Source organism: Saccharopolyspora sp. 6M, from assembly GCF_020176775.1.
Lineage (GTDB): Bacteria > Actinomycetota > Actinomycetes > Mycobacteriales > Pseudonocardiaceae > Saccharopolyspora_C > Saccharopolyspora_C gregorii.
In genome coordinates this window covers 57,733-68,399 of record NZ_JAIUJZ010000003.1, presented here as the reverse complement: position 1 = coordinate 68,399, position 10,667 = coordinate 57,733, and the positions used below count along the sequence as shown (strand labels likewise).

At 72.5% G+C, this 10,667-nt stretch carries 10 protein-coding genes; 6 read left to right on the top strand and 4 right to left on the bottom strand.

Annotated elements, in window-relative coordinates; genetic code table 11:
• The first annotated feature begins 143 nt into the window (after nt 1-143).
• Entirely contained in the window at nt 144-794 is a 651-nt protein-coding gene (locus tag LCD31_RS00410; protein ID WP_224955355.1) for an amino acid ABC transporter permease, read from the top strand.
• The gene (locus tag LCD31_RS00405) at nt 791-1,657 is read left to right on the top strand and encodes an amino acid ABC transporter permease (RefSeq protein WP_224955354.1); all 867 of its coding nucleotides are present in this window, start codon (nt 791-793) and stop codon (nt 1,655-1,657) included. The genes LCD31_RS00410 and LCD31_RS00405 overlap by 4 nt, the downstream gene beginning before the upstream one ends.
• A 22-nt stretch (nt 1,658-1,679) precedes the next feature.
• On the opposite strand, the gene LCD31_RS00400 is transcribed toward LCD31_RS00405, so the two are convergent.
• Entirely contained in the window at nt 1,680-2,309 is a 630-nt protein-coding gene (locus LCD31_RS00400) for a transporter substrate-binding domain-containing protein (protein ID WP_224955353.1), read from the bottom strand.
• Between the two features lie 354 nt (nt 2,310-2,663).
• On the opposite strand from LCD31_RS00400, the gene edd reads away from it, so the two are divergent.
• The 4 genes from edd (at nt 2,664) to LCD31_RS00380 (ending at nt 7,744) form a co-directional block, all read left to right on the top strand.
• The gene (gene edd, locus LCD31_RS00395) at nt 2,664-4,523 is read left to right on the top strand and encodes a phosphogluconate dehydratase (protein ID WP_224955352.1); all 1,860 of its coding nucleotides are present in this window, start codon (nt 2,664-2,666) and stop codon (nt 4,521-4,523) included.
• 82 nt (nt 4,524-4,605) lie between these two features.
• On the top strand, nt 4,606-5,229 hold the full coding sequence (eda, locus tag LCD31_RS00390) for a bifunctional 4-hydroxy-2-oxoglutarate aldolase/2-dehydro-3-deoxy-phosphogluconate aldolase (RefSeq protein ID WP_224955351.1): 624 nt from the start codon (nt 4,606-4,608) through the stop codon (nt 5,227-5,229).
• Nucleotides 5,230-5,573: 344 nt separating this feature from the next.
• Nucleotides 5,574-6,974 (top strand): polysaccharide deacetylase family protein, encoded by a 1,401-nt coding sequence (locus LCD31_RS00385; protein WP_224955350.1) that lies wholly within the window; start codon nt 5,574-5,576, stop codon nt 6,972-6,974.
• Between the two features lie 26 nt (nt 6,975-7,000).
• Entirely contained in the window at nt 7,001-7,744 is a 744-nt protein-coding gene (locus tag LCD31_RS00380) for a hypothetical protein (protein ID WP_224955349.1), read from the top strand.
• A 22-nt stretch (nt 7,745-7,766) separates the two neighbouring features.
• On the opposite strand, the gene LCD31_RS00375 is transcribed toward LCD31_RS00380, so the two are convergent.
• From LCD31_RS00375 to recA, 3 genes are all read right to left on the bottom strand, one after another.
• A complete protein-coding gene (locus LCD31_RS00375) occupies nt 7,767-8,450 on the bottom strand; it encodes an HAD family hydrolase (protein WP_224955348.1) in 684 nt (227 codons plus the stop codon).
• 126 nt (nt 8,451-8,576) lie between these two features.
• Nucleotides 8,577-9,431, bottom strand: coding sequence for a regulatory protein RecX (locus tag LCD31_RS29420; protein ID WP_308015811.1), 855 nt, complete (start codon nt 9,429-9,431; stop codon nt 8,577-8,579).
• Nucleotides 9,432-9,439: 8 nt separating this feature from the next.
• Complete coding sequence (gene recA, locus LCD31_RS00365) at nt 9,440-10,483, bottom strand: recombinase RecA (protein ID WP_224955347.1); 1,044 nt, start codon at nt 10,481-10,483, stop codon at nt 9,440-9,442.
• Nucleotides 10,484-10,667 lie beyond the last annotated feature (184 nt).

Sequence of the window (10,667 nt, the reverse complement as noted above, 5' to 3'; positions counted from 1 at the left end):
GGGGCCCCGCGGGGGGGCCCCGCCCCCCCCCCCCCCCCCCGCGCGCCCGCGGGCCCCCCCCCCCGCGCCCCCCCGGGGGGGGGCGCCCCCCCCCCCCCCCCCCCCCCCCCCCCACCTCCCTGTCCGCAGAGCCGGAGAGAACCGTGCACGTCATCACCGACAACCTGCCCCTCTACCTGAGCGGGCTCCTGCGAACGCTGCAGATATGCCTGTACGCCGGGCTGATCGCGCTGGTCCTGGGGACCGTGATCGCGGCCTTCCGGGTCGCACCGCTGCCCCCGCTGCGCGCCACCGGGACCTCGTGGGTCACCGTGTTCCGCAACTGCCCGCTGACCGTGGTGCTGTTCTTCATGGCCTTCGGGCTGCCCGAACTGGGCCTCAACGGCTCCTACTTCTGGTTCGGCACCATCGGGCTCGCCCTCTACACCTCCGCCTTCGTGTGCGAGGCGATCCGCAGCGGCATCAACGCCGTGCCGCCCGGCCAGGCCGAAGCGGCCCGCGCCATCGGCCTCGGCTTCGGCCAGGTCCTGAGCCTGGTCGTGCTCCCGCAGGCGATCCGCACCGTGGTGCCGCCGCTGGGCAACGTCTTCATCGCGATGATCAAGAACTCGGCGATCGTGGGCGCGTTCGGCGTCGGCGGGGACCTGTTCGCCGTCGGCGACACGCTGACCTCGGCGCGCGGCGAGGCCGTGCTGCCGGTGCTCATCGGCGTGGTGCTCGGCTACCTGGTGATCACGATCCCGGCCGGGCTGCTGCTCGGCGCCCTGGAGCGGAAGGTGGCGATCGCCCGATGACGAACTCCGTGCTCTACGAAGCCCCCGGGCCCGCCGCCAAGCGGCGTTCCCTCCTGCTCAGCGTCGCCGTCGGCGTCGTGCTGGCCGCGGTGCTGGCCTGGGTGCTCTACACCCTCGGCGCCAACGACCAGCTGACCGTCGACAAGTGGGGTCCGCTGATCGACCCGACCGACGGCACCTTCGCCCCGCTGTGGACGCTGATGGGCGTCGGGCTGGGCAACACGCTGCTGACCGCCGTGCTGGCGATGGCGTTCTCGCTGCTGGTCGGCACGCTGCTGGCGGTGTCCCGCATCGTCGCGGCCCGCTGGTACCGGTGGGCAGTCGTCGGCGTCGTCGAGCTGCTGCGCGGCGTGCCGGTGGTCATCGCGGTGTTCTTCGCCAGCCGGGTGCTGCCCTCGTTCGGGCTGGACATGTCGGTGATGTGGTACCTGGTCATCGGCCTCACCGCGTACAACTCGGTGATCATCGCCGAGATCGTGCGGGCCGGGATCCAGTCGTTGCCGCGCGGTCAGGGCGAAGCCGCCTACGCGATCGGGATGCGGCGCTCGCAGGTGCTGCGCACCGTGCTGCTGCCGCAGGCGTTCCGGGCGATGCTGCCCGCGCTGATCAGCCAGCTCGTAGTGATCGTGAAGGACACCTCGCTGGGCTTCATCATCTCGTACGTCGACGTGGTGCGGCAGGGGCAGATCGTCATCCAGAACCTGAACAACCCGATCCAGACGTACTTCGTCATCGGCGTGCTGTTCGTGGTGCTCAACTACGCGCTGAGCCGGGCGGCGGTCTACACCGAGCGCAGGCTCAGCCAGGGCCGCAAGGGTGGCGGCACCGCCGCCCGCGCCGCCCAGGCCCAGGCCGCGGAGTGATCCGGTCCCGCCCCGTCCCGCCTCAGCGCGGGGCGGGGCGGGCCTGCACGCCCTCCGCCGCGAGGGTCTCGTCGTAGGCGCGCTGCCAGGTGCCGTCGCCCACCGCGGCGTCGAGCGCGGCGGTGATCCGGTCGTGCAGCGCTTCATCGCCGGACTTGATGCCCAGGTAGTGCTCGGTCCCGTCCGCGGTCACCGCGTACGGGCCGACCGCGTCGACGCCCGACTCGCCCGGTTCGGCCCCGCCGACCAGCAGGTCCACCTCACCGCGCGCCAGCGAACCGTCGCGCAGCGTCGGCGGCAGCATCCGGTAGGAGATCTGGGTCCGCGGGTCCAGGCCCAGCCCCTGCGCCACGAGCTCGGCCACCTCCACGTCGAAACCGCGGTAGCGGCTGCCGTCGCGGGTGGCGAACCGGGGTTCCTCGGCGCGCAACCCCACCAGCAGCGAGCCGCGCTGGCGCACCTCCTCCAGCGTCGCCGAGCCGCCCAGCTCGACCGGCGGCGGGGGTGCGGCACCGGGCCGCGGGGACGCGGCCGGCGGGGCCACCGGGGCGGGAGTGCTCGGCGGCGGCTGCTCCGGTTCACCAGTGCCCGCCGAACATCCGGCCAGGGCCATTCCGCCAGCGAGCACCACTGCCACCACTCCCGTGCGCATGCGCACCATCCTGCCAGCCGAGCGGATCACGGCGGGGCGCGTCGGCGAACGCGCCGCACCCGTCCGGGGCGCTGGGAAAACCCCAGAACCCGGTTCGGGACGGCGGGGCGATGGGGCTTGCCGGGTGCTCCGGCAGCACTGCCACGCGGTGCGGAGCACCGCAGCTCAACGGCACAGCGAACGGTGAGTACATCCGCTAGTCATCCGAACGACAGGTAGTGTTCACACTCGCAACGAATTCTGGATCGGTTTTGACTTCCCCGTCACACCCGTTAGTGTGGCTGCCGTCACGAAGGCGCCAACGTCGTCGCCCCGCACAGCGCTCATCAGCACTGATCGCTCAGGAGGCGAGGAATGGCGACGCACGCGGCCATCCATCCCGTCGTTGCTCGGGTCACCGAGCGCATCGCGCAGCGCAGCGCGCGCACCCGGCGCGAGTACCTCGAACGCATCGACTCCGCCGCCGCCGACGGCCCGACCCGCGCCGGGATGCCCTGCAGCAACCTGGCCCACGGCTTCGCGGGCTGTAGCGGCGCCGACCGGATCGCGGTGCGCGGCGAGACCAAGCCGGGCGTGGCGATCGTGTCGGCGTACAACGACATGCTCTCCGCACACCAGCCCTACGACGAATACCCCGCGTGGATCAAGGACGCGGTGCGCGACGCGGGCGGCGTCGCCCAGTTCGCCGGCGGCGTCCCCGCCATGTGCGACGGCATCACCCAGGGCCGCGCGGGCATGGAACTGTCGCTGTTCTCCCGCGACGTGATCGCGATGGCCACCGGCGTCGCGCTCTCCCACGAGATGTTCGACGGGGCGCTGCTGCTCGGCGTGTGCGACAAGATCGTGCCCGGGCTGCTCATCGGTGCACTCGCCTTCGGCCACCTGCCGACGATCCTGGTGCCGGCCGGACCGATGCCCTCCGGGTTGCCCAACGGCGAGAAGAGCCGCATCCGGCAGCTGTTCGCCGAGGGCAAGGCGACCCGCGAAGACCTCCTCGAAGCCGAATCGGCCTCCTACCACTCCCCCGGCACCTGCACCTTCTACGGCACCGCGAACTCCAACCAGCTCGTCGTCGAAGTGATGGGGCTGCACCTGCCCGGCTCCAGCTTCGTCGCGCCCGGCACCCCGCTGCGGCGCGCCCTCACCGACGAGGCCTCGCGGCGCGTCGTGCAGCTCGCCCGCGGCGAGGAGCGCACCCCGATCGGCCGGTTGCTCGACGAACGAGCCCTGGTCAACGGCGTCGTCGCGCTGCTCGCCACCGGCGGCTCCACCAACCACACGCTGCACCTGCCCGCCATCGCCGCCGCCGCGGGCATCGAACTCACCTGGGACGACTTCGCCGAGCTCTCCGCCGTCGTGCCCTCCCTGTCGCGGGTCTACCCCAACGGCTCCGCCGACATCAACCACTTCGCCGCCGCCGGAGGCGTGCAGACCCTCATCGGCCAGCTGCTCGACGCCGGACTGCTGCACCCCGACGTGCACACCGTCGCCGGGTACGGACTCGACCGGTACCGGCAGCAGCCGTTCCTCGACGACGGCGAGCTGGTGTGGCGCGATGCCCCCGCCGACAGCCTCGACCCGGACGTGCTGCGCGGCGTCGACGACCCGTTCGCGCCCGACGGCGGGCTGCGCGTGCTGCGCGGCAACCTCGGCAGCTCGGTCATCAAGGTCTCCGCGGTCAAGCCGGAGCACCGCGTCGTCACCGCGCCCGCGCGCGTCTTCGACGACCAGCACCGGTTCACCGAGCTGTTCCGCACCGGCGAACTCGACCACGACGTCGTGGTCGTCATCCGCAACCAGGGGCCGCAGGCCAACGGCATGCCCGAGCTGCACGGGCTCACCCCCGCGCTCGGCGTGCTCATGGACCGCGGACACCAGGTCGCGCTGGTCACCGACGGACGCATGTCCGGGGCCTCCGGCAAGATCCCCGCCGCCATCCAGCTCACCCCCGAAGCCACCGCGGGCGGACCGCTCGCGCGGGTGCGCGACGGCGACATGGTCCGGCTCGACGCCGAGAACGGCACCCTCGAAGTGCTCGTCGGCGACGACGACTTCGCCGCCCGCGAACCCGCCCCCGGCGCCGTCACCACCCAGCACGGCACCGGCCGCGAACTGTTCGCCGCCTTCCGCCACGCCGTCGGCCGCGCCGACCAGGGCGCTAGCGTGTTCGCACCGCAGCAGCGCACCGACGCGCCGAGCGACCTGCCCGTCTGATCCGCCCGTCCGAAGGACCGCGGGCGGCGCAGGACGACCGACCGCCCGCACCGGCGCTTACCGAGAACAGGTGAACACCGCCATGAACACTGCCTCCGAAGTGCTCGAGCTCAGCCCCGTCGTGCCCGTCGTCGCCCTCGACGACGTCGCCCACGCGGTGCCGCTCGGCCAAGCCCTGCTGCGCGGCGGCATCCGCACCATCGAAGTCACCCTGCGCACCCCCGCGGGCCTGCCCGCCATCGAACGGCTCGCCGCGGAAGTCCCGGAGATCGTCGTCGGGGCGGGCACCATCACCGAGGTCGGCCAGGCCGACAAGGCGCGCGAAGCCGGCGCCCGGTACATCGTCACGCCCGGCGCCACCGACCGGCTGCTCGACGACGTGGACGCCACCGGACTGCCCTACCTCGCGGGAGTCAGCACCGTCGCCGAGGCGATGCGGCTCGCCGAGCGCGGGGTGACCGCGATGAAGTTCTTCCCCGCCGAACCCAGCGGCGGGGTGCCGTACCTCAAGTCCATCGCCGGGCCGCTGCCGCAGCTACGGTTCTGCCCCACCGGCGGCATCAGCGTCGACAACGCGGGCCGCTACCTGGCGCTGCCCAACGTGGGCTGCGTCGGCGGCTCGTGGCTGGCGCCGAAGCAGCTGCTCGCCGCCGGGCAGTGGGGACAGATCGAAGCGCTGGCGCGGCAAGCCGCGGCGCTGGGTTGATCCGGTCGGCGCTGGGTTGATCCGGTCGGCGCTGGGTTGATCCGGTCGGCGCTGGGCTGATCCGATCGGCCTCGGGCGGTTCGGGTCGGCTCAGACCGGCGGGGCGAGTGCTGATCCACTGGCCCCGGGGGACTCCGGTGCTGATCCGGTCGCCCTCGGGGCGGCTCTGGTGCTGGTCCGGCGCCGCAGCGATCCGCGGGCGGGGCCGATCCGCCCGGGACGGGCCCGCCGATCGGCGCGGTCCTCCCGCGAACGCGGTAGCCGCCGTCCCCTCCGCAGGCGATCCGGCCCGCCCGCGGCGGCTCGTAGCGTCGGGAGGACCTCGACGCTGGGACGGTCACCGAATGCACCTGCGCGCCAACCGACACCGCTCGCCGGAGCCGCACCGCCGGCCCCGGCGAGCGCTCGGCGCCCTGCTGCTCGCCGCGCTCCTCGGCATCGCCGGGGCCAGCCCCGCCAGCGCCGAACCGGACCGCACCCCCGGCTCAGGGACCGTCGTCAGCTTCACCTTCGACGACGGCAGCGTCTCGCAGACCTCCGGCGCCGAAGTGCTGCAGCGGCACGGCATGCGCGGCACCTTCTACATCATCTCCGGTGCCATCGGCAGCCCCGGCTACCTCGGTCACGACGAGCTGCGGCGGATCGCCGACGCCGGACACGAGATCGGCGGGCACACCGTCACCCACCCCGACCTCACCTCCGTCAGCCCCGACGAGATGCGCAGGCAGATCTGCGACGACCGGGCCAACCTGGAGCAGTGGGGCTACCAGGCCACCTCGTTCACCACGCCGTTCAACGAAACCGACCAGAACGTGCGGAAGGCCGTGCAGGACTGCGGCTACAACAGCGCCCGCACCATGGGCGGTCTGCGCGCGCCCGGCGACTGCGCCGACTGCCCCGCCGCCGAATCCACCCCGCCCGCCGACCCGTACGAGATCCGCTCCCCCGGCATGATCCGGCGCGAGACCACCGTCGACGACCTCAAGGAGGCGGTGACCCGCGCCGATGACGCAGGTGGCGGGTGGGTACCGCTGGTGCTGCACCAGACCTGCGAGATGTGCGGGCCCCTCGGGCTCAACCCGCGGGTCCTCGACGAGTTCGCGGGCTGGCTGCACGACCGCGGGACCCCGGTGCGCACCGTGCACGAGATCGTCGGCGGCCGGGTCGCACCCGTGCACCGGGCGTCCCCGCCGCAGGACCGAGACCGGCCGGTCAACGCGTCGCTCGAACACGCCGGGCCGGACGGGCTCCCGATCGGCTGGGAGACCGGCGGCTGGGGGACGAACACGCCGGTGTGGACCAGGACCCGCGACGCGCACGAAGGGCGGTGGGCGCAACGCCTGGACATGACCCGGTTCACCGACGGCGACGCGAAACTCATGTCGACGCTGGACCTCGGCGAGTACTCGCTGCCCGCGCACACCGGGCACAACTACACCCTCAGCACCTGGTACAAGTCGACGGCGCCCACCCAGCTCGCCGTGTACTACCGGGACCGGGTCGGGCAGTGGCGCTACTGGGTGGCCGGACCGACCTTCGCGCCCGCCGAGCAGTGGTCGAGGGCGCACTGGACGACCCCGCCGGTTCCGGAGGAGGCGACCGGGCTCAGCTACGGGCTCGCCCTGTTCTCGCCGGGTTCGGTCACCACCGACGACTACCAGGTGCGGGTCGACGCGAAGGCCACCAACGAGAGCTCCTGCCGCGAACTGGACTGGTGGGTCCCGCGGCGGTGGCTGTGCCCGTGACCGGCCGGGGAACGGGGTGAGCTCGCATGCCGCTGCCCCGGACGCGCGCGGTGGCGGCGCTGACCGCGGCCCTGATCACCGCTTCCTGCGCGGGAGGTGAGCAGGTGCCCGGCCGCCAGTACCCCTGGCACACCGGCATCGTGGCGACCACGTTCTTGGTCGGTGAAGTGCTCGACCCGGACGCCTCCGACGGCAGCCAGGTGATCTCCACCTACGACGCGGCGTGGCAGGAGCACTACGGCGGCTGCGACGGGGTGCTGGTCGACGGCCGGTGCGAGACGGAGCCGCGGACGGCGCACAACGGGTACTTCCCGACCCGGATGGCACCGCGGGAGAACCCGTTCTACCTGGACCTGCCGTTCGACGACCTGAACGATCCGATCGCCTTCGCGCAGCGCGCCGAGGTGGTGCCGTGGAGCCGCGATCCGGGCTACGCCGGGCGCGAGCGGGACCGCGCGTTCAGCTACCTGAAGAACCGCTGGGTGCAGCTCACCAGGGGCGACGCGGTCTGCTACGGGCAGGTGCAGGACGCGGGGCCCGCCGAGTACCACGACGCCCGCTACGTGTTCGGGCCCGACGACGCGCGACCGGTGAACACCCGGTTCAACGGGGCGGGACTGGACGTGTCCCCCGCGTTGAACGGCTGCCTCGGGTTCACCCGGCTCAACGGCGCGCAGGACCGGGTGAACTGGCGCTTCGTGGAGGAGTCCGACGTGCCCGGCGGACCCTGGCGGCGCATCGTCACGACGTCACCGCCGACGCTGTACTGACCGGCGTGCGACCCGCCCGGGATCAGGCCGCGAGCTCGTCGGTGATCAGGGCGAGGGCGTCCGGGATGGAGTCGACGACCGGCACCCCCGCCGGTTCCAGCGCGGACCGGCTCATCACGCCCGTCGTCACCAGCACGCAGCCGGTGCCGACCTTGTCGGCGGCGAGCGCGTCGTCGAGGACGTCGCCGATGAGCACCACGTCCGCCGGCCGCAACCGCTGCGCGGCGAGGTGGTGGTCCAGGTGCTCGGCCTTGGCGCCGCCGCCCACCTCGGTGCGCAGCCCGTCGACGCGCTCGAACAGCGGCAGCAGCTCCAGCTCGGTGATCAACGGGACCAGTTCGTCGTGGAACCACATCGACAGCAGCGACTGGGTGCGCCCGGCCGCCGACCAGCTGTGCAGTTCGTCCGGCACGCCCGGGGCGAGCCGCGCCGTGTGCAGCAGTTCCCGGTAGTGCTCGTGGTAGAGCACGTCCAGCTTGTTCCAGTCCGCTTCGGTCAGCGGACGCTCCAGCAGCCGCTCGTAGCACTGCTGCAGCGGGCGGCTGAACACCGTCCGCCAGTGCTCCAGGTCGATCGGGTCCCTGCCGAACTCGGCGCAGACCGCGTTCACCGCCGCGACCACGGCGTCGTTGTCGTCGAGCAACGTGCCGTTCCAGTCCCACACGATGTGCCGTGCCGCCGTTCCCGCGCCACCACCGACTCGCATGTCACCCCTGTCGATCGACTCCGGACGTCCGAGCGGGCAGCCTAGCGAAGACCGGTGATCTCCGAATCCACCCGCCGGGCGCGTGCTGCGTCACCTCGGGTGCCGTCCGGACCTGGCCGCCCCCGCTCAGGACAGGTCCGGGTCGTCCGCTCGCCCGAGTTCGTCCTTCGCGACCCGGAAGGCGAGGCCTTCGGAGTAGCCCTTGCGCGCGAGCATGCCGACGAGCCGGCGCAGCAGCTTCTCCTGGTCGTCGACCCGGGCGGAGCGGAGCTTGCGGCGCACCAGCTCCCGCGCCCGCTCCTCCTCGGCGTCCGGGTCCACCGCGGAGAGCGCCTCGGCGACGAGGTGCTCCTCGACGCCCTTGCGGCGCAGCTCGTAGCCGAGCGCCTTGCGGCCCAGGCCTTGGTTGCGCTGGCGCTCGTTGACCCAGGCCTCGGCGAACTCGGCGTCGTCGACCAGGCCCGCGTCGACGAACTTCTGCAGCACCGCGTCCGCGACGTCCTCGTCGATCTCCTTGCGCAGCAAGGCGTTCCGCAGTTCGGAGCGGCGGCGGGCGCGCCCCCCCCGCAGCCGGTACACGATGTCGCGGGCCGAGGCCTCCGGGGACTGCGGCACGCCCGGCGGACGTTCCTCGCGGCGCTGCCCGCCACGCCGACCGCTCGGTGCGGGTTCGGGTTCGCCGAGTTCGGGTTCGCCGGTGACCAGCTCGCTGCGGCGACGGCGCTTGCCGGTACGCGCGGCGGAACCGTCCGCCGACACGAACTCGGCGGACGCGCCGGTGTCCGGCGAGCTCGCCGCACCGGAGCCGGATTCCGCGGCATCGTCCGGCGAACGGGGCGCGTGGTCCGTGCTGCGCCACACGCCTCGCCCGCCGGAACCGCTGCGCCGCCGAGCCACCGAGCCGGCCCGCTGCCCGCGGGAACCGGCCCGGGAGGACTCGTCGTCCCAGGGCGAACGGGCGGAGTCGTCGTCTTCCGGCACGAGCGGGCTCAGAACTCGACGGGAGCCGGTTCCGCGGCCTGCTCGTCGTCGAGCTTGGCCCCGATGCCGAGCTTCTCCTTGATCCGCTTCTCGATCTCGTTCGCCACGTCCGGGTTCTCCCGCATGAACTTGCGGGCATTCTCCTTGCCCTGGCCCAGCTGGTCGCCCTCGTACGTGTACCAGGCACCGGACTTGCGGATGATGCCCTGCTCCACGCCCATGTCGATCAGCGAACCCTCGCGGCTGATCCCGATGCCGTAGATGATGTCGAACTCGGCCTGCTTGAACGGCGGCGCGGTCTTGTTCTTCACCACCTTGACCCGGGTGCGGTTGCCCACCGCGTCGGAGCCGTCCTTGAGCGTCTCGATCCGTCGCACGTCCAGCCGCACCGAGGAGTAGAACTTCAGCGCCTTGCCACCGGTGGTCGTCTCCGGGCTGCCGAACATGACGCCGACCTTCTCGCGGAGCTGGTTGATGAAGATCGCGGTGGTCTTGGCGTTGTAGAGCGCGGAGGTGAGCTTGCGCAGCGCCTGGCTCATCAGCCGGGCCTGGAGGCCGACGTGGCTGTCGCCCATCTCGCCCTCGATCTCGGCGCGGGGCACCAGCGCGGCCACCGAGTCGATCACGATGCAGTCCAGCGCACCGGAGCGGATCAGCATGTCCGCGATCTCCAGCGCCTGCTCACCGGTGTCGGGCTGGGAGACCAGCAGCGCGTCGGTGTCCACCCCGATCGACTTGGCGTACTCCGGGTCCAGCGCGTGCTCGGCGTCGATGAACGCGGCGGTGCCGCCGAGCTTCTGGGCGTTGGCCACCGCGTGCAGCGCGACCGAGGTCTTACCGCTGCTCTCCGGGCCGTAGATCTCCACGATGCGACCCCGTGGCAGGCCGCCGATCCCCAGCGCCACGTCCAGCGAGATGGACCCGGTGGGGATGACCTCGACCGGCGCCCGCGACTCGTCGCCGAGCCGCATCACCGATCCCTTGCCGTACTGCTTGTCGATCTGGGCGAGGGCCAGTTCGAGCGCCTTGCCCTTGTCCGGTGTCGCTGCCATCGGGGGTCCACCTCGGTCAAGTCGGACTTCGTCGTGTGCGCACGACGCTACGGGTTGGGACCGACACTCCGGTGGATGCCCTGGCCACCCGGTCGCCCGTTCTCCGGCGACGGGGCCCGGTCGAACACCGAGGTCCGGTCCGCGCATCCGATCATAGGCGAACGGATGTTCGATCACCGAGCCG